Origin of the sequence: Pelagicoccus albus, assembly GCF_014230145.1 — a bacterium.
Taxonomy (GTDB): Bacteria; Verrucomicrobiota; Verrucomicrobiia; order Opitutales; family Opitutaceae; genus Pelagicoccus; species Pelagicoccus albus.
This window is the reverse complement of record NZ_JACHVC010000006.1, coordinates 567,887-592,967: the sequence shown is the minus strand read 5'-3', so window position 1 is coordinate 592,967 and position 25,081 is coordinate 567,887. Positions and strand designations below refer to the sequence as shown.

Below are 25,081 nucleotides of genomic sequence, written 5' to 3'. Positions count from 1 at the left end.
ATGACGTCCAACGAAATACGCCAGTCGTTCCTAGACTTCTTCTCCTCGAAACAGCACGCCATCGTGCCCTCCGCTTCCTTGATGCCGGACGCTCCGAACTTGCTTTTCACGAACGCGGGCATGAACCAGTTTGTCCCCTACTTCCTCGGAGAACGCGAGTCCGCAAATCCCCGTATAGCGGATACACAGAAGTGCATTCGAGCTGGAGGTAAGCACAACGATTTGGAAGACGTTGGATTAGACACCTACCACCATACCTTCTTCGAAATGCTGGGCAACTGGTCCATAGGAGACTATTTCAAGAAGGAAGCGATCGAATGGGCGTGGGAGCTAATTACGGAAGTCTGGAAATTCCCAAAGGAACGCCTCTACGCTTCTGTCTACAAACCAGGTGAAGGGGATCCAGCTGAATTCGACCAAGAGGCCTACGATTTCTGGAAAGCCGTATTCGAAAAAGCAGGACTTGATCCCGAAATCCATATCGTCTTCGGAAACAAAAAGGATAATTTCTGGATGATGGGCGACACCGGCCCATGCGGCCCGTGCTCCGAACTACACGTGGACCTGACGCCCGATGGAGACACAAAGGGGTCTCTGGTCAACGCCGACTCCCCCTACTGCATCGAAATCTGGAATCTCGTATTTATCCAGTTTAACGCAACCCCCGAGGGCGACTACGTGCCGCTCAAGGCTCAGCACGTCGATACGGGAATGGGATTCGAGCGTGTCGCCGGCATCATGGCGACTTCCAAAAACTTCACTGATTTTTCGACTCCACCGAGCAACTACAACTCCGACTTGTTTGATACACTGTTTCAGGAGTTCGAAAAGCTCTCTGGACACAGCTACCAACGTACGCTTCCCGCCGATCTCGACAACATAACCGATGTCGAGATGAAGGACATCATCTTCCGCGTATTGGCGGACCACATACGTTGCTTGAGCTGTTCGATTGCGGACGGAATTCTTCCTGGTAACGAAAATCGCAACTACGTCCTCCGCCGCATCCTACGCCGCGCTGTCATGTACGGTCGCAAGCTAGGCCTAGAGAACGGATTCTTCGCGAATCTAGTACCGGTGGTGGTAAATCAGTTGGGTCACGTCTTCCCTGAATTGGCCCAGCAAGAGGAAATCATCAAAAAGATTATCAAATCGGAAGAGGACGCCTTCGGCCGAACCTTGGATCGCGGTATCCAGTTATTCGATAAGATAGCCACCGACGAAGGCGAAATCTCCGGCCTAAACGCGTTCACCCTGTATGACACATACGGCTTTCCCTTGGACCTCACAGAATTGATGGCCAAGCAGAAAGGCATTTCCGTAGACACCAAGGGCTTTGAGGTCGAAATGGAGAAACAACGCTCCAAGGCTCGAGCTTCACAGAAAAAGTCGGATATCCTAGTCGCCGACTCTGACTCAGCTTTAGAAGCCACCAAGTTCGTGGGCTTCGACACCATGGCGGACGAGGCAGAGCTTATCGACATCGTTGAAGCCGATGACGCAGCTTACCTCGTCTTCAACCAAACTCCTTTCTATGCAGAAATGGGTGGTCAAGTGGGAGACACCGGAGCGATCGAATTCGAAGGCGCTCATTTCCAGGCAGTCGACACCATCAAGGATCCAAACGGTAGACATCTTCACAAGGTATCCGGCGACCTGGCCGGAATCGCACTGGGACAGGTAGCAAACTTGATAGTTGATCACGATCGTCGCAAATCGATCGAACGGCACCACTCCGCCACGCACGTTCTCCACTGGGCGCTTCGCAAGGTTCTCGGAACTCACGTTCGCCAGGCCGGCTCTCTCGTAGACAACCAGCGACTCCGCTTCGACTTTTCTCACTTCGAGGCAATAAAGCCCGAACAGCTCGCGCTGATTGAACGCCTTTGCAATGAGCAATTGCTAGCCAACTGCAAGGTCGAATGGTTCGAAACACCCTTTGACCAAAAGCCAAAGGAAGTAATGGCTTTCTTCGGCGACAAGTACGGCGATGTCGTGCGCGTAGTCGATATTGGCGGATTCTCTAAAGAACTTTGCGGTGGCACCCACGTTCGCGGCACAGGCGAAATTGGCCTTCTCAAAATCACCAGCGAAACAGGTATCTCTGCCGGAACTCGACGTATCGAAGCCATCGTTGGAGATTCCTTGTATTCGCACATCAACGACATCGAATCGACAATTGCTATCGCTTCAAAAAGCTTGTCTACCGCTCCAAATGAGTTGCTAAAGAAAATCGATGTAGTTCTGGCTCGCAACGCTGAACTCGAAAAGCAACTCAAGAGCTTCAAGCAAAAAGCTAGCGGCAATTTGGCAGACGATCTCCTCAAAGCGGCCAAGGAGTCCAATGGCCTCAAGCTCGTAGCCGCGAAAGTCGAAGCCTCGGATCCCAATGCTCTACGCCAACTGGGAGCTAATGTCATCGGCAAGCTCGAAGAAGGTGTCGTGCTATTGGGCGCAGAAATCAAGGGCAAGGTAAGCGTCGTTGCCTTCGCCTCCCAAGGAGCTATCGCCGCTGGATACAAGGCTGGCGACATCATCCGCGAAACGACCGCCAAACTCAACGGCCGCGGCGGAGGAAAGCCCGACTTCGCTATGGGCGGAGCTGCCAACGTGGCTGACCTGCAAAAGACGATCGACGCCTTTTCGCTCTAGTCACGTAGACAAAGAAAGAACTTCAAAAACAAAAGAAGCCTCTATCCGAAAAGGATAGAGGCTTCTTGTTTATAATTGGTAGGCCGAACCGGCTCCTAACGGAGCCCTAAGCAAAGGCTCCGTCGAAAGAAAAGTATCTAAGTAGCTATTCGGCTATATAGGTATCCCAAAGCTCGCCGTAGAACTTGTAGATGTAATTTAATCCATTGGCTCGGTTTGCCTCTTCTCTCGGCCAGTAGCGGTTCTCGAGGTATTCAAAGAACGGCTCGTGATTCCAGAGCTCGCGCAAACCCATGAACTCAACTGCAAGATAAGTGCCGATATTAGGAGAGCCATTTACATTACGATAAGGAGCACTCCACTCAGGCGTGGTCAAATCAGGTTTTTCCCAATGGTTGAACGCCCATTCGGCCATTCCAAGGTGGGATTGGTTAAACTTGCTATTCGAGTTTATGATATCCTGCGTGATGTACAGATGCTGCGTATCTTCTTGGAAGTGGTGATGTTTTTCGCCATCAGCCCACTCCAGCATCTCCGGATCATTGAGAGCTTTCGCAGCGACCACAACGACCAGCTTTCTTCCTACGTTGATACCGCCATCAGCAATGAACTGAACACCAGACTTGGCACTACCATAAGCGTCGATACCACGTTGTACCACGTTTTCAAGTACAGGCAGCTTTTGAGCATCGTAATAGTCCAAGTTCAACCAGAGCACCGCATCCGCGAAACCGTAAGCGATTTGTCTACCATACTTGTGCTGACCAGCTTGGGTCTTCAGGTAGTTGTTGGTCCAATTTGAAATCACATCGAGCAAGACGTTACCTACTTTGTAGCTTGGATAACGCATGTTGGTTGGATGCGGAAGATTCTGCAGGAAGCTCATATCCAAATCGTCCTTGGTACCGATGATTCTTTTGTCATCACCCGCATAAGGAGGACGGAAACTCATATCCGCAGGCCGAGTTGGCAGGATAGTAAGAACCGCGACATCATCAAGGAACAGGCCGAGAGACGTCTCTGCCGCACTACCTAGGGCACTTACAACGGAAGAGTTGGTCGCCACATGAATAGGCAGATCATCAGCGATATTAAGGCTCGCATCGTAGGTCGTCGTTTCGACACGAGTATCAAACCCGTGGTTATTGGACCTACCCGCTCCCTTCGGATTGATCTCAGCCCCATTCTTTACGCCATCCCAGCCTGGTGTGATCTTGGTCAAGGTCAGACCTTGAGGCGCAACGACGTAGTGGTCACCATTGATGAAGCGACCTGTTGGGTAAGCCTTATCGAAATACCAAGTAACGCCTCGACTCGACAGTGAGCTCGCCGAAGTTGGCAGCATACTCACAGGGTCGATCTCAACAGTTACGTCGTAGCGGAAGATAGAACCTTCATTGCTAATCCAAATCGCGGATACGTTATGCACACCAACGCTTAAAGCATCTGTAGCAATCGAGAATCCTCTATCCAAGAAGCCGTCGATATTGGAGATCCAAGTTACATCTTCAGGATCCAAAACGGAATCGAAAAGATCTTCATCGAGAGAGAATGGTACGTATTCACCCTCGTAATACACCTCACGCTCCACAGGTTTCGCAATTGGAGTAGAGCCAGCAGAATTCACCCTATCGTATGATACTTCGATAGAAAGAACCGGACGTTTGGACGTGTCGTTCGCGGAAGCGATCTCCCAATAGCGGTAGTCACTCTCGTTCGCCCGGTCGGAATTCATACGGAAGTATATCATGTCTCCCTCTAGAGCCCCATTCAGGTACTGGTTCGCCAGGAAAGCGATCATGTTGGTGGAACCTACACTGTTGGTGGAAACCAATCCAGTGCCTTGGTTATTGGAGAAAACGTTATCCTGAATCGGCCAAACGGCACTATTCGTATCCCCTCCGTACACCCCAGAGTAATAGAAACCACCATCGGTAAATGGATCATTTCCATAATCTACTGCGTAAAGGTCCACTGACCCAGCTGGAGTCAGACCATACCCATTCATGTAGAAGGAAAGCTTCACATCGGTGATGATCTCTCCGTCTCGCAAGGTTGGAAGCTGGAAAGCATAAACTGCCGCACTATCGATTCCGCTGTTGGATCCTCCAATTCGAATCGACGTAGAACCGACCCACATTGAACCGCCATTGCTGAGCAGCGCGTTGTCCACGATTTCTCCTTGGAGCTGAATAACTGCGGATCCCTCGACGGGAGCATCCGGAATCGGCGTGTATCCACCTCCACTGCTAGAACTGTCTTCACTTTCCGTATCCGAGCTAGACGTGGCTACTTCAGTAACCTCGAGAGCAAAACTCGCAGAATCAGAGGCGCCTGAGGTATCAGTCCCTTTCACAGTCACGGTCCATTCGCCACCGGCAGCGCTACTTGGGGCGGAGCCACTGAATGTGCGCCCCGAAAGAGTAAGCCAAGATGGGCCACCTGTTGCAGAATAGGTGACGGTATCGCCATCTGCGTCGGAGAAAGCCGGGATTGTATAAGATACTGCGCTCCCCGCCTCAACAGATTGAGCAGTAAGCGAGGACGCAACCGGAGCCGAATTGGTGCTTCCCGCTGTCGCCGCTGTGCCGATAGATAGCAAAAGTTGAGGCTTTGGACTACCGTCGGCAGAGGCGAAGGTCCAATAACGGTAGTTACTCTCGTCTGAGTGCGATGGAGCAAGCACCAGAAAGATCCAGTCTCCCGCTACGGCGCCGGAATCATACTGCTCCGTAATATAGGTCGCAATACGCGAGCTGTCATCTTCGCCAGTGGTTAAAACGCCAACCGAGGTGCTGGGAGTCGCGAAACTCTGGGATAGTGCCCAGGAACCGCTACCGTCAGCGAAAGCTCCTTCGAGAAAGTCACCGCCAAGCACCGTAGAAGAAGAGCGACTGGACAAGCCGTGCAGATCGACTGTTCCCGCAGGCGTGTTAGCGATACCCGTCAACTTAGCTGAGAACTCGCCACCAATGACGCTTTCGCCTTCTTCTAGAGTAGGCAGCTGGAATGCCATTACTGCGGCACCATCCTTGTTGTATGCGACCCCACCAACTCGGAAAGTTTTCTGAGTCGGCCAGCTCGTTGTGCCCCCCTGCTGAACTTCCCTGTCTGAGGTATTGCCAGTGAGCAATATCTCGCGGGATTCCGTCGTTGCGCCAGAACTGCTGCCACTACCTGAGTCTTCGGTAGAAGTATCTTCGCTAGAAACTGGGATTACAGGATCTTCTGTCTCTTCCGGTTCTGTAATGATTGGAGTTTCAACCGTGATGGTGAAAGAGGCAGACGCGCTGGCGCCGCTTGGATCGGATCCCGTTACCGTAACGGTCCAGCTGTTGCCACCAGATCCGCTCGGAGCTGTGCCGGAGAAAGTTCGTCCTGAGCGTGAAATCCATGATGGTGAGCCAGAAACGGCGTAAGAAACGGTATCTCCATCAGGGTCTGTAAAGGCTGGGAACGTATAGCTTAGCGCTTCGCCTTCGGACAGAGTGTAGTCGCTCAAAGTCGAAGCAACCGGAGCAGAATTCGTCGTAGCAGAACCACCTGAGCTGATACCCGAACCGATACCCAAACTCAATACAGGTCCAGCTCCACTCTCCGAGGAGGCAAACTCCCAATAGCGATAGTTACTTTCGTCCGCTTTGGACGGGGCGAGCACGATAAAGATCCAATCCCCGGCTTCCGCGCCCGATTCATACTGTGCACTTATGTAGTCCGCAATTGCAGTAGACGAACTAGAAGAAGTCGAAATCGACCCTGTTGATGAAGTCGGGATGGCGAAACTGGCCGAAAGAGCCCAAGCTCCCGTACGGTCCTGGAATGTTCCTTCGAGGTAATCTGTGCTCAAAACAGAGGAGCTAGTGCGGCTGGACAATCCATAGACATCAACAGTCCCGGACGGAACATTTCCGATGCCGTTTAGTTGTGCCGAAAAGGTAGCGCTGACTACTGATTCTCCGTCGGATAGTTCCGGGAGCTGAAACGGTATAACGGCAGCGCCATCTTTACCGTAGGATACACCACCAACTCGGTAAAATTTCTGCGTGTACCAACTCATGGAACCGCCCTGCTGCACTTCACGGTCTGCCCCGTTGGCCTTCAGACTTACGGTGCGGTCAGCCGTAGAGCTTCCCCCTCCTGAGGAACTGCCCGTGTCGGTTACTGGTGGAGTTGTGGTTTCCTCTACAGGCTCAGCAGGAGCCTCTGTAACTGAAAGCGAGAAGCTGGCGCTCGCACTTGCTCCCGCGTGGTCAGTCCCAGTCAAAACGATAGTCCATGAACTAGCAGATGCAGAGCTAGGAGCCGTACCCGAAAAAGTTCTGCCAGATAGGGAAACCCACGTTGGAGCTCCCGAAAAAGTGTAACTGAGAGCCTCATCGTCCGCATCGGTAAAGGCAGGAAAGGTGTAAGAAAAGGAGGAACCAGCTTCAACTGATTGCGATGTAAGGCTAGAGGCTACCGGCACTGTGTTTGGTTCGGCGGTTTCCCCTTCGCCAATTTCCAATGTGAGAGTCGGCGCGCTCGATCCATCCGCCGAGACGAATGTCCAGTAGCGGTAATTGCTCTCATCACTATTGGAGGGAGCTAAAACAAGAATCAGCCAATCGCCCGCTTCGGCACCCGCCGCGTATTGAGCGTTGATATAGTCGGCGATCGCGTCGCTCGCCGAAGAAGAGCTGGTCAAACGTCCGCTGGCAGTATTCGGCAAAGCAAAATTCTGCACTAGAGCCCAAGCTCCAGATTTGTCTGCGAAAGCTCCTTCTACGTAGTCGGTGGCCAAGATGGCCGCGCTAGAGCGACTTAGTAAGCCGTATATATCTACCGTCCCAGAGGGGGTGTTCGCTATTCCTGACAAGGTTGCAGCAAAGCTACCTCCGGTAACGCTCTCACCTGCATCTAAAGAAGGAAGCTGAAAAGCCATCACTGCAGCGCCATCCTTTCGATAAGCCACTCCACCAACTCGATAAGTTGCAGGGGTGTGCCAGCTCATAGAGCCAGTGTCTTGGACCTCGCGGTCACCTCTGTCGGCAGAGAGAGTCACCTCACGGGAGCTCACAGTCGTTGCCAATGACAAGCCTGCAAATACCACCAGCGTTAAAGCGGTGTAGAAAGAGGCACGACTCCTAGTCGTTCGCGCCTTCATTAAAAGATCAATAAGGGAAAACATTAGAGAGATGTAGAGTTAAACCTGAAATTTGCGTTCGAAGAAAGGGAAGAGGAGGCAAATATTACGTGGGAAAGTTCCCTAATTTTTTTCAGATTTTTGTGACTATTTGGAATTTGATGGGTATAGCAGTTGCCGTACCTAAGTGGTAACCTCTATGTTTAAAGCCTTTTCTTATGAATTCCGCGCCCTAATCGAAGGATTTATTTCGGCTAATGCGTATATTTAACCCATAGTAGGGGTAGATTTGCCAAAAGGGCTAGGGTCTGCATGAGTCGTAAAAGCAAGCTGCTTTAATCGAGGTGAACACTCTCTTTCTATCAGGTAAAGCACTAGGTGTACCGCAGGTGGGTAATGAGGAGCCTCGCACCGCTCCCTAAAAAGCAAAGCACGTTCCGCTTGAGCTCGATATGCTCGAATAGGTGCACTAACACCCACAGAAGCGAATCGAGACGAGCTTGTTTCTACAGTGTTGCCCTAAGGCAGTCTAACGATTGACTGCCGGATATGACCCAAATCGGCACTCCATTTAGTCCCACCGCAACAAAAATCCTGCTTTGTGGTTCCGGCGAACTCGGCAAAGAAGTGGCAATTGAACTACAGCGGTACGGCGTTGAAGTAATCGCCGTAGACGCATACGAGAATGCGCCCGCCATGCAGGTAGCGGATCGCTGCCATGTAATATCAATGCTCGATGGAGAAGCCTTACGGTCAGTGATCGAATCCGAAAGGCCCGATCTCGTAGTCCCAGAAGTTGAAGCCATTGCGACCGACACCTTGGCGGAACTCGAAAAAGCTGGTCTAGTTCGGGTAGCCCCTACAGCTAGAGCCACTCAATTGACGATGAACCGCGAAGGGATTCGCCGGCTCGCTGCCGAGGAATTAAGTCTTCTGTGCTCCCCCTATAAATTTGCAGAGGAATTCGATGATTTCGAAAAAGCAATTAACGAGATAGGGATGCCTTGTGTGGTCAAACCGATCATGAGCTCTTCCGGAAAGGGCCAGAGCGTCGTGAAATCGGCTGAAGATATCGAGAGCGCTTGGAAATACGCCCAAGAGGGAGGGCGTGCCGGCAAGGGTAAGGTGATCGTAGAGGGCTTTGTAGATTTCGATTACGAAATAACCCTTCTCACCGTTCGTCACTCCGACGGCACGGGTTTCTGCGACCCGATCGGCCACCGCCAAGAAGATGGAGACTATCGAGAATCCTGGCAGCCCCAAGCCATGACAGAAAAAGCTTTGGAGAATGCGAAACACATAGCGAAATCCGTGACAGATGCCTTGGGTGGGCACGGAATCTTCGGCGTGGAGCTATTCGTGAAAGGAGACCTCGTGTATTTTAGCGAAGTTTCCCCTCGCCCACACGACACGGGGATGGTGACCATGGCTTCGCAGGACCTCTCGCAATTCGCCCTGCACGCCCGGGCACTGCTCGGGTTGCCAATCCCAGCAATTCGTCAATTCGGACCAACTGCGAGCTCCGTGATACTCGTCGAGGGAACATCGGACAAGGTAAGCTACGGGAATTTGAGAACCGTCCTTTCCGAAGCGGACACCCAACTTCGACTATTCGGAAAGCCGGGAGTAAATGGCAGGCGCCGCATGGGCGTTTGCCTCGCCAGAGCAGAGACCATCGAAAAGGCTCTCGAAAAAGCGAAGAGATCATCCGCTAGCGTAGAAATCGCACTGTAACAAGAGTTTGGACTCTGCAACCTGATCGAGAGACTTTCAGGCCGCAATAAACCACCACCCAGCGGAAGTTTCAGGAAATGAGATGGCTTAAGTCAAAATTGGTACGCTTCGGCCTCCTAACACTTGTCCTCGTTTTAGCCTTCGAAGCCATTGCAAGGTTAGCCATCGGGCTCGGCAATCCTCCCCTAACAATGGAGCATCCAACGATCGAATACATGGCCAAGCCCAACCAAGACCTCACACGCCTCGGAAACAGGATCTTGGTAAATCAGTACGGAATGCGGTCGGAGCCCTTCAGCCCAAAGGGTTCTGGAGAGTATCGCGTCATGGTGTTTGGCGATTCAGTCATTCACGGAGATAGCCAAACAGATCACGAGACCCTAGCGACTAGTATACTCCAAAAAAGGATTTCCGATGAATCCGAACGAGAAGTTATAGTTGGAAATATATCCGCTGGAAGCTGGGGCCCAGGAAACTGGAGAGCTTACGCAGAGGAATACGGATTCTTTGATGCAAATGTGGTTATTATGATAGCATCAAGTCATGACTATATAGATACGCCCAACTTCGCTCCAATTGATACAAGCAAATATCCAACCGAAAAGCCTGGCTCGGCGATTGGGGAGATAATCACCCGTTATCTACCCCGCTACCTGCCAGCCTTGAAAAGTAGCCCGACCGGGCCCAACAACAACCGGGTCAAAAACTTCACAAGGCAGGATCACGAGCGAGCATGCCGGGATGATCTAAAAGCGTTCTTACAACTCGCCTTAACAGCTACCCCGCAAGTCATTGTCTTCCAACACTGGCAATTGGACGAGGTTGAGCGGGGAGTCGCTGATGAGGGAAATACAAAGATTGGCCTAATTTGCCAAGAGCTAAGCATTCTGCCGATACAGCTTGGCCCGTACTTTGCAAAGGCGATCGAATCTGGAGAAAAACCTTACCTAGATCTAATACATCCAAGCGAGCGGGGACACGAGCTTATCGCCGAGGCGATTCTAGAGCATCTGCCCTGAAGACAACCAAATCGAAGGAGCGTTGAGCTACAAGCTGCTCAAGTCCCAGTCTCCCAAAACGGCTTCCGCCGTGTAATTGCTTAGCTCTTCAGTCTGGATTTGATGAGACCACCCCTCTCTCGCATCAGAGCCGGCGAAACCGGGTCCTGTACTGCCGTACTCCGCATAGAATGTAGTACGCTCGGCATCTGGCTTTCCCCAGTTATGCCAACCTTCCGCTTTGATCACCTCGCTTAGGTAGCAGTCGATAAAAACTGTCTTAGCAAAGGGTCGCCAAGGGCGTCCAAGATAGAAGCTCCCTTTTGGAGCGTTCCCAGTGATCCTGCAGTTTTTGAATACAAACCCATACGCTTGGCTCTCTACGGTTGACGCAGCTGTGACATAGCCACTCGTTTTACAAAAGATCTCGCAATCTTCGAAGTACGCTGTCGACCAACCAAAAATGAAATCCACAGTACCCTCGATATAGCAGTTTTTATAGTACTGCCGACTGTTCTGACCATGTGGATACAAAGTATCCTGATTCCCTATGAATCGACAGTTTTCAAAGAACACCCTATCGCCATCAACCCTGACTGCCACGGCTTGCCCTACAGGGCCCGCCCGATTTTCGAAGGTCATATTTTTGCAGATAAAGCCACTGCCGAATACGAAAAAACCAGACGAACCAGTTGTCCCCACTTCTTCGCCAAAACGATTCAAGGTCTTCGCATGCATCTCTGTCGCTACGATCGTCGAATTAGCATCCTCCCCTATCAAGCTAACTAAATTCTTGGTAGACGCTAAGGTAAGACGTTCCTCGTAAAGACCAGGCTTCACATATATTATAGTACGCTGTTTCCGGAACTCCGGCACCGCATCGATCGCAGCTTGGATGCTGGTAAAATCGCCACTGCCATCTAGAGCGACAACAAAGTCCGGCTCATCTCCATAAAGCGGAGAGGAACTTAAGAGAGCGAGAAATACGAAAGAGAAAACGGCAAGGGGGTTTAACATGAGTTAGAGCCTGAGAATATATGATTGGAAGTTCAAGGATTCGCGAAGTGAACCACAGCTTCAGGCAAACGATCACAACGTATACATCCACCCCCTCCCCTTACAGCTTGGCTTGCAAAAAGGCGGCCAAGGCATGCACTTCGCACGCTCTCTACAACTACAAGTAAGCTAGCACAAAAAAGCAAAATTTGCTAAGAACCTGAAAAAGAACACCTTAGAAACCGTATAATTTCTTTCGTATTCGAAAAAGAGATATTGGCACTGAAAAGGCGTAAACCGGTCAACCGCCAAGAACTTAACTAAACACGATAATGAAAAAACCAATACTCTTCAGCGCCTCCGCCATCGCCATCGTCTTCCTTACCGGATGTGCCACCAGTCATCAGGTAAGCTCCTCCGCAGTAACCAGCGCCTTGGATCTAAGCAAAACAGATCGTTTCGACCTGAATGTCGTGGATACGAGCAGATACGACACCGCCTTTAGCGACAATGCTCAAGAATTCGCGGGCGAGGCTCTCGTATACAACCTCGAATCCGATGGGCTGAACTATGTTGGCGAAAGTGAGCCGGAAATATCATTCACCTTCAAAACGTTTGCAGCAACGAAGCCGAGCTACCTGAACCCATCGGCAGACGATGAAGTGGAGATTATTACCACTGAGACGAACCGTATTTCAGACGGAACTACGATCGAAACCAAGACCGTGAAGACTGTAGACGTAGCTTCCGATGAAAGCATCTACATGGATGCCAACTCGCGTCTCTTCCTCCTAGAAGCGTATGACGAAGGCACTGATGCTCTACTCTGGAGAGGCTACACGACCATCGACGACACAGGACTTACTGAGGAGGTTCTGGTCAGTGCAATCGACCTCCTAACCGAACGTCTCGACGAAGAGACCTGATTATAAAATTTGATACTTGTATGTCGAAGAGGGAGAGCGAAATGCTCTCCCTCTTTTTGTATTCAAAGTTTCATATTACTAGATACAAAACAGCCCTCTCAACTTAACGAGAGGGCTTGTGAGAAAGCAATGGTTAGAGGGATGAGAGTCAGATATCCGAAAAACGCTCTATCGCCTCGCTGTGGACTTTTCCCTTTGCCCCTTTTTGTAGAGCCTTGATTTCGGCCTCTACAGATTTGATGGCCTTCTTTGTATCCAAAGCTTCCACCACGAGAGTGGTCTTTCGCGACTCGCCTCCCGCTAGGGTTATGATGCGCCCTTTCTCGCGTTCGAATCGGCGAGTATTCGGGTAGTTTGTCGAAGGCTCCAAGCCTGTCACGTATCCATCGTTCTGGCCCGCTGTATTTTTCCAAAGGGTGAAACATGGGAAGTCTTTGAGAGAGAAACGAACTAGCGAGGCCTGATCTCCCGCCGCGTTTTTGAGCATGGCCAAGGTCTCTTTGCTGCCCGATTTACCCGCCAACTCGAAGAAGTACGCCTGCTCGACAAAGCCAGGTAGAGGGGCATCGAAATGATCGTAAACGTCTATACCTTCCGCTGCTCTAGGATCCCGCGGAGCGAGTTGCTTGAATGGGGCACTGAACTTTGCGTCCTGTTCTAGCAATGGAGCGCCGTAATTGACATGGTAGAGCAGCTCGTGCTCGGTCGGGTTGTCTCCGAGGTTCGTTACGGTATCGATAATAGAGAGCGACGACGAACCAAAGGATGTGCGGATTTCCGTCTCAAGACGCAAAGCTGGCCCAAACATCATGGTCTCGTCCACTGTTCCCCGCAGGATTATCTCCTCCTCCGTAATCTCGATAGAAAGCGTGTGAGCTGGCAGATTCGCAATGTTCCCATGCAGAGGCAAAAACGCCTCCAAGGCATTTCCGTTATTGTCCACAATAACATCCTTACCAGGTGCCCCCATGCTACTGAGGCCACAGCGTACGATCCATTCGTTGAATCCGCGAAGCCATCCAATCCCTCCATTATCGAGGGCATTCACATAAGTTGGGTGTACTGGATTCTTGACGGGCGAATTCCAGCCGAGCTCGAGCTCTCCACACTTCCCTTTCCAAATCCCCATCCCACGCGTCGGAAGTACCGCAAACGAGAGTTTACCGTTATCAATCTCTACCAATTCGACCCCTTCCTGCGTCCCACCTCGGAGCGTTTTGGAATGGACCGACCAAGGCGTTTTTTTGCCTACTGAAATCGTTTTCGAATCTAATGCCAACGAAGGCATAGGACCATTTGCATCGGGGTGAAGGAGCGTCTGAACGTAAGTCATATTTAAATACAAGAAAGGTTTGAAATGATCCGGAGCCAAAACGCCGACTCCGGATTATCCGCTACTTATCTGATGCCTTTTCGATTTGGGCAATCATCTCTTCCTTGGTGGGAGCAGTCGCGTGCGTTACGAAAAATGCAGTCGCGGCATTCGCGATTACCAAACGTTCTTTGACAGAGAGATCCCCAAGTGAGGCGCATAGGTAGCCGCCGTTGAACGTATCTCCCGCTCCGGCAGTGCGGATAACTTTAGTCTGCAGCTCTTGCATTGCGTAGCCTTCACCGTCAGTAGCGCTAGAGGCCGCTCCGAAGTGAGGGGTGTGAACGACTAGCTCGTCAATCCCGATCTTTTCGCGGAGTGTAGTTAAGCCGGAGGCCACTTGCTGTGGCTCTTCTTTCCATTCGAGACCAAACCTTGAAAAGAGCTCTGCGCCCTCGTGCTCGTTCAAGCTAATGGTCATCGGAACTTTCTCGTTGTACTTCTTGATCAGAGCTAAGCTTTCAAGGAAAGACTCGCTCGACTTTTTCTTGATATCAGCGAAGTCGAAGAACATGCGGCGAGGCGGTTTCGACTCTTGGTATTGCGAGATAAATCCAGTGAGGAATTTGTCGAAATCGGGAGTAAGCGACCAATAGCCGAGACCAAGGATATCTACATCGGCAAATAGCTCCTTAACCTTCTCCTCTCCAAAGAATTCAACGAACTCGGTCCATGTCAGGTTCGCAACCGACTTCAAGGCACTCATCAGGATCTTGCCGTCAGAAAATTCGAATACCAAGGTCAAGGCCGGATCGCCTAGGGACAACAAGTTGCAGTTTTCCGTGAATTCTTCGAACGCAGGATCGATCGTCTTCTCACCGTAAAGTCCGGCAAGCGTAGGTTTTAGTCCTAGGAAAGCAGCCACTCGACCAGTGTTGGGAGTGAATCCACCAGAGCAGCGACGCTTGGGAACGATTTCTAGACCCACGCCACCATCAGCTCGCTTAACGATCAACTCTCCGAACTCTTTCAGATTATCGATAGCTGTGAACTCAGTCAGGCTCTTTCTGACATCGACGATTTCATAAACCTCGTCGACAAATCCGTCGCAGCCGAGCAGCACATTGCCGCTGATGTTATTCAAGAAGTCTACGTACCTATTCATTGCGTTATTCATTGTACCAGTTTGAGGACCTAGCCCTTCGACCGGTCGGGATATAAGATTTGCCAGTTTCGTAACTGATCAGGGTTAAATTCGTATTAACGATCACGACGCATGACACCTGATTCGATTGTAAGCGTGACGTGATTCGATGAAGTTTTGAGATAAGTAGTGTTAATAGTTCCTTCAAGGTAAAAAATACAAACTTATCTTTATTCATACAGTCAGCTTAGGCCTGTCGGGGAACACTCCACCTTCAAGGACCCTGACAAGCCACGGACGTAAAAAGGGCCGATGCCCTAAAGGACATCGACCTCAAAAATCATGTCAGCCAGGAAATTCGTCGGGCGACTGACCGAGAACTAGATAGAATCTCAGCTCGCGGATTCGCTCTTCGACTCGAAGAGGTGCACGTCGCGCTGTGGGAATGGAATAGTGCAGCCTCCCGCCTCAAGCGCTTCCTTACCCGCCTTGGTTAGGTCAAGTTTTGCAGGCCACCAATCAGAAGCCAAGGTGTAGACGCGGAAGAGAATATTGACCGAAGAATCGCCGAGACTGTCTACCTTGATGAAAGGCTCCGGGTCGGTGAGAACGCGAGGATCATTGGCTGCCAATTCCTCGAGTATCTGCAGGGCTTTGTCGATATCATCGTCGTAAGAAATGCCGAAAGCGATGTCGAAACGACGCTGACTCTCAACCGTGTCGGAGAAATTAACGATCACGCTACCCCAAATTTCGGAATTCGGAATCATAACTCTTGGGCAATCCGGTTGGTGGGCCCTCGTTACAAAGAGTCCGATTTCGTCCACGAGATAAACTTCTCCCCCACCGATTTTTACCGCGTTGCCAGCACGAAACGGTTTCAAGAACAGAATCATGATGCCCGCAGCTACGTTGCTCAGTGTTCCTTGTAAGGCTAAGCCAACGGCCAAACCGGCAGTACCCAAGACAGCAATAAGACTAGCGGTCTCCACGCCGAACTTCCCCAGCACGATGATAATAACCATCACCATGATTACGGAGTAAGACACCTGCCGCGAGATCGAAGCCAAGGACGGTTCAGCTTCAGAACGTTTGAGAACCAAATTCTCTATCTTTTTGGATACGAACTTAGCAGCGATATTACCCAAGATGAGGATAACGATGGCACCGACCACGCTCATCCCATAGTGAGTTAAGAATGTTACGATCGTCTCGATGGCTTTGTGCACAGCGGTTTCTGCCTCGCTAGCAAGCGTTAGAGCATTCCCAGAAGCTTCTTCTGAAGTTGCCTGGGCTATTGGAAGGATCAGTTTATCAAGCATAATTATATATCTTTGGCGAAGCCCAGCTAGACACCGGGTTCTCGTCCACAGACGTCGCATAAACCGTTCCGAACTCGAAAAGTTAAGCAGATCCTGTCGCTAACCTCCTCGATTTCGGCTTGTTCGAAACCTGTCCACTACCAGCAATTACGCCGCAATGGGCTTCCCAAAAGTGCGGCTAAAAATTCGCTGGGAAAGAAATAAGCAATACGCGCCACGGTGTCCCGAATTCGTGCAAACTGCCATGATCCATGCAATGCGCAGGCTGATTTGCTTTGTGAAAGAGCAAGGCAGTTTCACAATAAAAAATCAGCTGCTTTCAAGCGACTCGGCTTGTATCCAAAGAATCTAGATTCTACTATTCGCTAATGAAAATAGGTGTCGTCAGAGAGAAAAAGTCCGAGGAAAATAGAGTCGCGCTAATACCATCAGGTGTGGAAGCCCTAGCGGTTTATGGGCATCAGGTTTTTGTAGAGACAGGAGCAGGAGCCGCCAGTGATTTTAGCGACGAGTCCTATCGCGAGGCAGGTGCCAAGATTCTGGAGACTGAAGCAGCCGTATTCGAGACGGCTGACTTGATTGTGAAGGTAAAAGAGCCCCTCCCCGAGGAGTACCCTCTCATGCGGAAGGACCAAATAATCTTCACTTACTTCCATTTCGCGGCCTCTGAAGAGCTAACTCTAGCGGTAAAACAATCCGGATGCGTGGCGATAGCTTACGAGACAATCCAAGAAAAAAATGGATACCTGCCGCTCCTCATGCCCATGAGTGAAGTAGCCGGCAGAATGGCCATACAGCAAGCCGCTAAGTACTTAGAAAGAGAACATGGCGGGCGTGGAGTCCTTATAGGCGGAGTTCCTGGAGTCCCTCCCGCAAACGTAGTTATTCTCGGAGCCGGCGTCGTAGGATGCAACGCCGCCAAGATGGCGGCCGGATTGGGGGCTCGCGTTTACGTGCTAGATGTCGACCTGAAGAAGCTCCGGCATCTTTCCGATGTAATGCCGCCTAATGTGGTATCGGTCATGTCCAATCCCGCCAACATCCGAGAGGCTCTTCTGGAAGCAGACGTGGTCGTATCCAGCGTGTTAATTCCTGGTGCCAAATCGCCCAAGCTCGTGAAACGCGAACATTTGCCACTGATGCGAAAAGGCGCCGTTATCGTGGACGTCGCGATTGACCAAGGCGGCTCTACCGAGACTTCGCGCCCCACAAGCCACGGCAACCCCATTTTCGTCGAAGAGGGTATCATCCACTATTGCGTCACCAACATGCCCGGAGCGATGCCAGTCACTTCCACTCTGGCTCTTACCAATGCAACGCTCCCGTTTCTTTTGCAGATAGCGAATAAAGGCTGGAAGCGTAGCGCCCGAGAAAATGCGGCCATCGCCAAAGGTCTTAACATAGTACGAGGCGAGATCACCTATCTGCCTGTGGCAGAGGCGTTCGATTTGCCCTACTCTGAGTTGAATCTGGAAGAATAAGTTTTCAGCTTCCATGCAGTCGATTTTGGAACTTCAATCGTTCCAGTGGAGCCGAAGTTTGAGTTAATCAGACGCGGCATTCCTCCTAACTAGACTTTGAGCTCTCGCCCCGGGGCCCTCATTCCGGACTTATTTTGAAAAGAGAGATCAATAGAAAAGGCGAGCCATTCACACGCTACCAAATTTTCGCCATAGCATTATTGGCGATCATCCAGTTCACCGTCGTTTTGGATTTCATGGTGCTATCTCCGCTTGGGGCAATTTTGCTCAAGGAGCTCGACATCACCACAGTGCAATTTGGGCACGTCGTATCCGGCTATGCATTCGCAGCAGGCGCCTCAGCCCTGCTGGCTGCAGGTTTTGCAGACAAGTTCGACCGCAAGAGGATGCTTATCTTCTTCTACAGCGGCTTTATATTGGGAACCCTCTTCTGCGCTCTGGCTCCAAACTACCAATCCCTTTTGGTTGCGAGAACGTTAACTGGCTTCTTCGGAGGGGTTATGAGCTCCATAGGCTTCGCCATTGTCACCGACCTCTTCCCACCCGAAAAACGCGGCCGTGTAATGGGATTCGTACAGATGGCTTTTTCCGCAAGCCAAATTCTGGGGCTTCCATTCGGATTGTATCTAGCAACTCACTACGGCTGGCACTTTCCTTTCATGAGCATTGTCGTTCTCAGTATTCTGACAGGATTGTGCATCGTCTTTTTCATGAGACCAATCGTAGGACACCTGTCACACGTTGAGACGCGGAACCCATTCAACAAGCTGGTCGATACCTTCAAGAACCCACGCTACCTTCAGGGTTTCGCCACCGTCACCCTACTCTCAAGTGGTGGATACATGCTGATGCCATTCGCCAGCGCGTTCGCAGTCGAAAACTTGGGCATCTCGCTCGAAAAGTTACCGTTAGTCTACATGGTGGCCGGGCTTTGCACACTCGTGACGGGACCAATCGCGGGTAGTTTGAGCGACTCAGTCGGGAAGCTTCCTATGTTCTTTTTGGGTTCTGTCATAGCGATGAGCGCCATCCTAACCTACACTCACCTCGGGGTCAGCCCGCTTACATTGGTGATCGTTCTCAATGCCATTCTCTATATCGGCGTATCCACTCGCATGATATCCGGCCAAGCTTTGCTAACCGCGGTTCCCGCTCCTCAAGACAGAGGCACCTACATGAGTATTCACTCCGCGATTCAGCAAGCAGCAGGAGGTATCGCAGCAATCGTGGCTGGGCTCATAGTCACCCAGAGTGCAAATGGCCCGCTGCTCCACTACGGAAGCCTCGGCTGGCTCGCCGCGGGAGTCATCACTACGACTTTGATCTTGATGACCAACATCAACAGAGTCATCCGCCAGACGGCTTAATACAACTTAAGCGGTCAACCTCTCTAACCCAGCTCCGTTGGATTGAGCTGCCAAACCGAGTAGCAAAGGGCCGCCGCAAAAGCCACCCACGTCAGGTAAGGAATAAGCAGTGCGGCTGCTAGTTTGCTATGCTTCCAAAACATGGATACATTTGCAATAATCAGACTAAGCAGCAGCAGAATGTCTAAAAATGCGGCAGCCCCGAGATTCCATTTGAAAAAGAGCCAAGACCATAGCCCGTTGAAGACTAGCTGAGCGCCAAAAACGATAAGCTCCCGAGATACGCCTTTCGTTTCGTTTCTACGCCACACTAACCAGACGGATATCGCCATAAGAGTGTAGAGCGTTGTCCAAACGGGCCCGAACAACCAGCCAGGTGGAGCCCACTCCGGTTGAACAAGCGAGGAGTAGTAGCTTCTCGCCGAAATGGAAGCGACCGCCCCCAATGCCAAAACCGCATAGCACGCAACAAACGAAGCCAATAACTTTCCGAACTTCATACCCAACATATCTATTGATAAACTCTTAGTGAAAGCATGGACGTTGCAAGATTACCGCTTCCCTGAGCCCACCCTCGAATTACGAATTCCCGCAAATTACGATTGCTGGTAAAGAGCCTCAGGATGCCTGCATACGACACCTTGAAAAAGGTATAACTCGGAACGTATTCAGTTTTCCGGACAAGAATTTTTTCCATATTAAACTCAGGGAGCAACTTTCGACAGGTCAGGTCTGATAACAAACCATGGACAAACCAAGACAAGTACCCTAGCTGTCACCTCAAATCAATGTTTAGACCATTCATGAAAGGGCTAAATGCCTACCGAGATGCCCATCGACTGGTGTGGAAAGAGGGAATGTGGAAGCATCTGATAATCCCAGGATTGATCAGCATGCTCTATTTTCCTGTGGTCATCGGAGTTTTTTTTGGCGGAACGTTTTTTGGCGTTCAGGAATTAAGCACACACATCAGCGAGAAATGGCTACCCAACGAGGTTGCCTCTTGGGCAGCTTGGGGACTGAGCGTTATTGTCGGACTCCTCTCCATATACTTGGCTTTCCTGCTATATCGCAGTGTGGTCATGGTCATTTACGCGCCGTTCATTGGAATGATCTCTGAAACAGCCGAGGAGAAGCATCATGGAACGAAGGGGCCGGCTTTCTCCATCGGCGGGCTTATGTACGACATCTATCGAGGCATAATGGTCAGCGGCATCACCTTGGCCATCTCACTCGCTCTCACTGTGTTATGCTGGCTTTTGTGGCTGATACCACTAGCGGGGGCGGCAATTTATTTCGCCGGAATGCTAATTTTGCAGGCCTACTTTGCAGGAGCCGGCTTCATGGATCCTGTCCTTGAACGCCGTCGAATGGGAATTCGTCAAAGCCTCTCCCACTCCTACCAAAACAAGTGGCATGCTATGGGAAATGGGGCCGGCTTCATGATTATGATGCTGGTGCCAATAATCGGATGGTTTCTCGCTCCCTCCTACGGGATCATCGCTGCCGCTGTAAGCGGTGTGGATACGCTTTACGATTCGAAAGCGAAACGGCTAAGCTAGGGGAATCGCCCGTCTTCTCAATCGTCCAGATTTTCGAGGTAGCTGCGCGAGGTGTTTAGCTGCTTACGTTTCTTGGCGATCTTCTTTTTAACAGGGCCTTCCTTAACCGCGATCTTGCGGCGGCGCCCGGCGATAATCTTATCCCTCGCCTCACGGCGCTCCTGAGCGACGATCTGTTCGTTGCGAAGCTTAACGTACTGTTTGTAGCGACTTACCGCCAAATCACCGCTTTCGATAGCCTTATCGATTGCGCAACCGGGTTCACCCTCGTGCCGACAATTGCGGAACTTGCATTGGGTCATTAGCTCTTCGATGTCGCTGAAAGTCTTATCGACCCCATCTCCTTCTCCGGTCAACTGGAGCTCCCGCATTCCCGGCAAATCAATCAACATCCCACCACCCGGAAGCGGAGAGAGTTCCCGCCACGTTGTCGTATGACGGCCTTTGCCATCGGCAGCGCGGTTCTGTTGGGTCAAGAGCCGATCCTCTCCTATAAAAGCATTGGTCAGGGACGATTTTCCAACTCCTGAGGAACCAAGAAGGGCCACCGTGCGACCGGTTCCAAGATACTGCTTCAGGCATTCAAGGCTCGCCGGATCAAAAGCAGAGACCGCATGAACCGGAACGTCCTTGGCGACCTCTTTCACCGCGGCAAGCACCTCATCTAGCTCCTCGATCAAATCAGCTTTGTTCAATATCACGACAAGCTGGGCTCTACTATTCCAAGCCACACTGAGGTAACGCTGAATACGGCTGGTATTAAAATCCGCATCAAGTCCGGTCACGAGAAAAAGCGAATCGAAGTTGGCCACGATAGATTGATGGCGGGTCGCTTCCCCAACCACCTTTCGTTCAAAGAGGCTCTTGCGAGGCAGCAGCTCCCGAATCAGATAATCATCACTTAGCGGCACCTTTTCTACAGCAAGCCAATCGCCAACAGTGGGATACTCCGACGAATCCGATTTGCCTATCCGCTCAACCCCCGGCAAGCGAGCAACAGCCCGCTCCTTACCGGTGTGGATGATATACTCGCCCCGATTTTCACGAATCACGCGAGCAGGAACGACGGTTGTATCATTAACGGCAGCGAAATGCCGTTCGAACTCCTCACTCCAACCTAGTTCCTCGAGACTCAGACTCATAATTCGAATTCCCTCGTGGTCTGCCTCAAAATTTCAGATGCTTGATCGTCTCTCCGTTATTTATCAATTGTTCCAAAGCTTGGATACCGATCGATAAATGGCGATCCACGAAATTGTGATCCACTTTTTCGTCACTCTCAGCGGTCTTTATACCTTCGGGCAACATGGGCTGATCCGACACTAACAAGAGAGCTCCACTTGGGATCTCGTTCGCGAAGCTGGTAGTAAATATGGTGGCGGTTTCCATATCTACCGCGATAGCTCGCGTCTTGCGTAAGTACTCCTTAAATCGCTCGTCATGCTCCCAAACCCTTCGGTTGGTCGTATAGACAGTACCCGTCCAGTAATCGAAGCCGTTGTCGCGGATCGTCGTGGAAATCGCCTTCTGCAAGGCGAAAGCCGGCAGGGCTGGCACTTCCTTCGGCATGTAGTCGTCGCTGGTACCGTCCCCCCGAATCGCAGCAATCGGCAAGATTAAGGATCCGATGTTGGCAATGTGCTTCACGCCACCGCATTTGCCGAGAAAGAGTATCGCCTTGGGTTTGATGGCCGTGAGGAGATCAACAATCGTAGCGGCAGATGGGCTACCAATCCCGAAGTTTATCATGGTGATACGGCCAGCAGTTACCGAGGTCATCGGCTTTCCTATCCCCATAATTTGCACGCCATAACGTTCGGCGAAAATCTCCAGATAGCGTTGGAAATTACACAGCAAGACATAGTCACCAAAGTCCTCGAGAGCCATACCCGTGTAACGCGGCAACCAATTTTCAACGATTTCGTTCTTCCCCTTCATCATAACATACCTGTGATTCACTCCGTCGCCGATGCCTGGCGGCGAAGCTCCTCGACTCAAATACAATTATCTCATTCCGAGAGCTTGCCAAACAAAACCGACAGATCTGGGTTACAATCACCGGGCAGTTTCCTATTTCCGGCCCTTACGAGACTGCTGATTGACTCGAAACTCCGTTCCAGTAGTTTCCAGATCCTTCCTTTAGCCTCATGCTAGTTCCCACCAAACAACTCTTGTTGGGCATTGTGCTCTTTCTCATCGTAGTCATCGGCGGATTTCTTGGTTTCCGAATCGCTGGGTGGGAGACACTTGATGCGGCCTACATGGTCATCATCACCGTATTTGGAGTCGGATACGGCGAATCAGGCGAGATGACGCCAGGGCTAAAAATCTTCACGATCTTTTTCATCATAGCGGGCTGCACCTCGCTCATCTACATCCTCGGCGCCTTTATCAACTGGTTAACCGAAGGACAACTCCAACGCCTGCTCGGCAAACGAAAAATGCAAAGCGAAATCAATCATACTAGCAATCATGTCATACTTTGCGGATACGGGCGAATTGGCGTCATGGTAGCCTCTCACTTAAAGCAGGCTGGGCGCCCTTTTGTGGTTATCGACAACTCTGCCACCCGCATAGAAACGATTAAAGAAGCAGGCATGCTCTGCATAGAAGGAGATGCCACCGAGGAGAGCGTATTGGAACGAGCCGGCATCCAACGAGCGGATACACTCGCCAGCCTACTCCCTAGTGATGCGGCAAACGTTTTCATCGTTCTCAGCGCCAAGGGGCTAAATCCAGGACTGGATGTAATTGCGAGAGGAGTACAACCGAGCTCGGAGCCCAAGCTGTTGCAGGCAGGCGCGAACAGAGTCGTTATGCCATCACACATAGGAGCTGAACGTGTGGCCCAGCTCATCCTAAAGCCCAGCGCCAGAGAGGTCCTTGATCAGGAGCTTCGAGATACGTTTTTCTTGGAAAGCTTAAATGAGATCGGGCTGGAGGTGGACGAGGTGCGGATCGACTCCCAGAGCGAACTAATCGGGCAAACCTTGGAAAAACTTGAGACTCGCGGGAAGAGCGCTTTCATCATAGTTGCAGTTCGGCGTGAAGGTGGTGAACTGCTCGTAAAGCCCGCCCTTTCCACTCAGATCCATGCGGGAGATTCTCTAATCGTAATTTGCCACGAAGGCACTATTCCAGCCTTCGTCCGCGGATTGAGTAGCCAACCTGTTAGACAATACAGAGGGGCGAAAGTCGGCTAAACCGCCCCCATTCCCTACTGGATTCTCACCAACTCTATATCTGCGGAGTATTGTTGTCCTTCTCGGTAGAATACGACGTTTACGACTTCGCCCTCTCGCTTCAAGTCCAGTGCGTGATAAAGATCGTCGACGTTGGTGATCGGCTGCCCATCTATCGCCTGTATTATGTCTCCCACTACGATCCTTCCAGCTTGACTGATGGTCATACCGCGTAGTCCGGCTTGAGCAGCGGGCGAATCCGGCTGCACCACGCGAATCATCACTCCAGTCAAACCGAGGCGTTGCACGAGATTTCCCTCGCTGACTACGGTGATTCCGATTCCTGAGCGAACCGGCTCTCCAAACTCGATAATTTGGCTTACGATTCTGGAAATTGTGTTGGAGGGAACGGCAAAGCCGATTCCAGTTGAATTACGAAGAATCAGAGTATTCATCCCAATCAACTCACCGTGGCTATTGAGCAAGGGACCACCAGAATTGCCCGGATTGATAGCCGCATCAGTCTGGATCATATCGCGAATAGTGACGTCTTTCACGATCGAAGCCATGCTTCTCCCCATAGCCGAAATGGTTCCCACCGTGAGCGTGTGGTCCAAGCCAAACGGGTTGCCGATCGCGATGCTTTTTTGGCCCACAAGTACTTTCGAGGAGTCCGCAACGACTTCTCCCAAGGGAGTCACATTTGTTCCTAGCAAATCGATTTTGAGCACTGCGAGGTCCTTGCTCGGCTCCTCGCCAATTTTCTCAGCTTCATAGGTTTTTCCGTCTATCAAGGTGACAGCGATACGCGAAGCATTCGCCACCACGTGGAAATTGGTCACGATGTGTCCCGATTTGTCCCAGAGAAAGCCCGAGCCTGATCCTTGTGGAACTTCGGACACGTTAAAAGTTCTCGGGTCAAATTGGCTTTGAATGTTGTAGACGAAAACCACCGACGGAGAGGCTTTCTGAAAGATCGCGATCGTGTTTCTCTCGTCCGGCAGCAACTCTCCTGCAGCGGGTATGGCAGGCGTTTCCACTTGCAGAACAACTCCAGAGTCGCCCCCTAACGCCAAGCGAGCGACGTAAGTCACTGTAAAAACCGCTGCCGCGAATATAAGCATCGGCAATACGAAACGGTAAGGATTTCGATTCTCTGACATTTCCTGCTATAAAATTTGTCGGGGGATTTTCGCCTTCGATTCAGGCGGAGGAGAAGATTTGCCAGAGGCGCGGCTGAAGCAAGTCCCTTCCGGCAGCTAATCTCCACAGTAAAAACTCGC

17 protein-coding genes are annotated in these 25,081 nt (G+C 51.1%); 8 read left to right on the top strand and 9 right to left on the bottom strand.

What is annotated here, in order from left to right; all coding sequences use genetic code 11:
* Complete coding sequence (gene alaS / locus H5P27_RS05945; RefSeq protein WP_185659453.1) at positions 1–2,652, top strand: alanine--tRNA ligase; 2,652 nt, start codon at positions 1–3, stop codon at positions 2,650–2,652.
* Between the two features lie 145 nt (positions 2,653–2,797).
* On the opposite strand, the gene H5P27_RS05940 is transcribed toward alaS, so the two are convergent.
* Positions 2,798–7,819 carry a putative Ig domain-containing protein gene (locus tag H5P27_RS05940; RefSeq protein WP_185659452.1) on the bottom strand — a complete coding sequence of 1,674 codons (5,022 nt, stop codon included), beginning with the start codon at positions 7,817–7,819 and terminating at the stop codon, positions 2,798–2,800.
* 504 nt (positions 7,820–8,323) lie between these two features.
* Here H5P27_RS05940 and purT point away from each other — a divergent pair.
* Together purT and H5P27_RS05930 are read left to right on the top strand one after the other, a co-directional pair.
* Entirely contained in the window at positions 8,324–9,508 is a 1,185-nt protein-coding gene (gene purT / locus H5P27_RS05935) for a formate-dependent phosphoribosylglycinamide formyltransferase (RefSeq protein WP_185659451.1), read from the top strand.
* A 191-nt stretch (positions 9,509–9,699) separates the two neighbouring features.
* Positions 9,700–10,527, top strand: coding sequence for an SGNH/GDSL hydrolase family protein (locus H5P27_RS05930; protein WP_185659450.1), 828 nt, complete (start codon positions 9,700–9,702; stop codon positions 10,525–10,527).
* A gap of 27 nt (positions 10,528–10,554) precedes the next feature.
* Here H5P27_RS05930 and H5P27_RS05925 read toward each other — a convergent pair whose 3' ends face one another.
* On the bottom strand, positions 10,555–11,523 hold the full coding sequence (locus H5P27_RS05925) for a pectinesterase family protein (protein ID WP_185659449.1): 969 nt from the start codon (positions 11,521–11,523) through the stop codon (positions 10,555–10,557).
* Between the two features lie 311 nt (positions 11,524–11,834).
* On the opposite strand from H5P27_RS05925, the gene H5P27_RS05920 reads away from it, so the two are divergent.
* Entirely contained in the window at positions 11,835–12,428 is a 594-nt protein-coding gene (locus H5P27_RS05920) for a hypothetical protein (protein WP_185659448.1), read from the top strand.
* A gap of 148 nt (positions 12,429–12,576) precedes the next feature.
* Here H5P27_RS05920 and H5P27_RS05915 read toward each other — a convergent pair whose 3' ends face one another.
* The 3 genes from H5P27_RS05915 to H5P27_RS05905 form a co-directional block, all read right to left on the bottom strand.
* Positions 12,577–13,716, bottom strand: a complete 1,140-nt coding sequence (locus H5P27_RS05915) for an aldose 1-epimerase family protein (RefSeq protein WP_185659447.1) — start codon at positions 13,714–13,716, stop codon at positions 12,577–12,579.
* A gap of 106 nt (positions 13,717–13,822) precedes the next feature.
* Positions 13,823–14,905: a carbohydrate kinase family protein gene (locus tag H5P27_RS05910; RefSeq protein WP_185659446.1), complete on the bottom strand. Its 1,083-nt coding sequence runs from the start codon at positions 14,903–14,905 to the stop codon at positions 13,823–13,825.
* 371 nt (positions 14,906–15,276) lie between these two features.
* Positions 15,277–16,206 carry a mechanosensitive ion channel family protein gene (locus tag H5P27_RS05905; RefSeq protein WP_185659445.1) on the bottom strand — a complete coding sequence of 310 codons (930 nt, stop codon included), beginning with the start codon at positions 16,204–16,206 and terminating at the stop codon, positions 15,277–15,279.
* Between the two features lie 368 nt (positions 16,207–16,574).
* Here H5P27_RS05905 and ald point away from each other — a divergent pair, with 368 nt between their 5' ends.
* The gene (ald, locus tag H5P27_RS05900) at positions 16,575–17,687 is read left to right on the top strand and encodes an alanine dehydrogenase (protein ID WP_185659444.1); all 1,113 of its coding nucleotides are present in this window, start codon (positions 16,575–16,577) and stop codon (positions 17,685–17,687) included.
* Between the two features lie 134 nt (positions 17,688–17,821).
* Entirely contained in the window at positions 17,822–19,054 is a 1,233-nt protein-coding gene (locus H5P27_RS05895) for an MFS transporter (RefSeq protein WP_221774619.1), read from the top strand.
* Between the two features lie 23 nt (positions 19,055–19,077).
* On the opposite strand, the gene H5P27_RS05890 is transcribed toward H5P27_RS05895, so the two are convergent.
* A complete protein-coding gene (locus H5P27_RS05890) occupies positions 19,078–19,554 on the bottom strand; it encodes a TspO/MBR family protein (RefSeq protein WP_221774618.1) in 477 nt (158 codons plus the stop codon).
* Positions 19,555–19,842: 288 nt separating this feature from the next.
* Here H5P27_RS05890 and H5P27_RS05885 point away from each other — a divergent pair, with 288 nt between their 5' ends.
* A complete protein-coding gene (locus H5P27_RS05885) occupies positions 19,843–20,616 on the top strand; it encodes an EI24 domain-containing protein (protein ID WP_185659442.1) in 774 nt (257 codons plus the stop codon).
* Positions 20,617–20,633: 17 nt separating this feature from the next.
* Here H5P27_RS05885 and rsgA read toward each other — a convergent pair whose 3' ends face one another.
* Together rsgA and H5P27_RS05875 are read right to left on the bottom strand one after the other, a co-directional pair.
* Complete coding sequence (gene rsgA, locus H5P27_RS05880) at positions 20,634–21,758, bottom strand: ribosome small subunit-dependent GTPase A (RefSeq protein ID WP_185659441.1); 1,125 nt, start codon at positions 21,756–21,758, stop codon at positions 20,634–20,636.
* Positions 21,759–21,783: 25 nt separating this feature from the next.
* Positions 21,784–22,554, bottom strand: coding sequence for an AMP nucleosidase (locus tag H5P27_RS05875; RefSeq protein WP_185659635.1), 771 nt, complete (start codon positions 22,552–22,554; stop codon positions 21,784–21,786).
* Between the two features lie 209 nt (positions 22,555–22,763).
* Here H5P27_RS05875 and H5P27_RS05870 point away from each other — a divergent pair, with 209 nt between their 5' ends.
* Complete coding sequence (locus H5P27_RS05870) at positions 22,764–23,819, top strand: potassium channel family protein (RefSeq protein ID WP_185659440.1); 1,056 nt, start codon at positions 22,764–22,766, stop codon at positions 23,817–23,819.
* A 14-nt stretch (positions 23,820–23,833) separates the two neighbouring features.
* On the opposite strand, the gene H5P27_RS05865 is transcribed toward H5P27_RS05870, so the two are convergent.
* Positions 23,834–24,961, bottom strand: a complete 1,128-nt coding sequence (locus H5P27_RS05865; protein WP_185659439.1) for a S1C family serine protease — start codon at positions 24,959–24,961, stop codon at positions 23,834–23,836.
* Positions 24,962–25,081: the final 120 nt, after the last annotated feature.

Coding starts and splice junctions, on each gene's coding strand:
- alaS (WP_185659453.1), top strand. CDS start 1: ATGACGTCCAACGAAATACGCCAGTCGTTCCTAGACTTCTTCTCCTCG.
- H5P27_RS05870 (WP_185659440.1), top strand. CDS start 22,764: ATGCTAGTTCCCACCAAACAACTCTTGTTGGGCATTGTGCTCTTTCTC.
- H5P27_RS05875 (WP_185659635.1), bottom strand. CDS start 22,554: ATGAAGGGGAAGAACGAAATCGTTGAAAATTGGTTGCCGCGTTACACG.
- H5P27_RS05915 (WP_185659447.1), bottom strand. CDS start 13,716: ATGCCTTCGTTGGCATTAGATTCGAAAACGATTTCAGTAGGCAAAAAA.
- H5P27_RS05865 (WP_185659439.1), bottom strand. CDS start 24,961: ATGTCAGAGAATCGAAATCCTTACCGTTTCGTATTGCCGATGCTTATA.
- purT (WP_185659451.1), top strand. CDS start 8,324: ATGACCCAAATCGGCACTCCATTTAGTCCCACCGCAACAAAAATCCTG.
- rsgA (WP_185659441.1), bottom strand. CDS start 21,758: ATGAGTCTGAGTCTCGAGGAACTAGGTTGGAGTGAGGAGTTCGAACGG.
- H5P27_RS05925 (WP_185659449.1), bottom strand. CDS start 11,523: ATGTTAAACCCCCTTGCCGTTTTCTCTTTCGTATTTCTCGCTCTCTTA.
- H5P27_RS05890 (WP_221774618.1), bottom strand. CDS start 19,554: ATGAAGTTCGGAAAGTTATTGGCTTCGTTTGTTGCGTGCTATGCGGTT.
- H5P27_RS05910 (WP_185659446.1), bottom strand. CDS start 14,905: ATGAATAGGTACGTAGACTTCTTGAATAACATCAGCGGCAATGTGCTG.
- H5P27_RS05930 (WP_185659450.1), top strand. CDS start 9,700: ATGGAGCATCCAACGATCGAATACATGGCCAAGCCCAACCAAGACCTC.
- ald (WP_185659444.1), top strand. CDS start 16,575: ATGAAAATAGGTGTCGTCAGAGAGAAAAAGTCCGAGGAAAATAGAGTC.
- H5P27_RS05885 (WP_185659442.1), top strand. CDS start 19,843: ATGTTTAGACCATTCATGAAAGGGCTAAATGCCTACCGAGATGCCCAT.
- H5P27_RS05940 (WP_185659452.1), bottom strand. CDS start 7,819: ATGTTTTCCCTTATTGATCTTTTAATGAAGGCGCGAACGACTAGGAGT.
- H5P27_RS05920 (WP_185659448.1), top strand. CDS start 11,835: ATGAAAAAACCAATACTCTTCAGCGCCTCCGCCATCGCCATCGTCTTC.
- H5P27_RS05905 (WP_185659445.1), bottom strand. CDS start 16,206: ATGCTTGATAAACTGATCCTTCCAATAGCCCAGGCAACTTCAGAAGAA.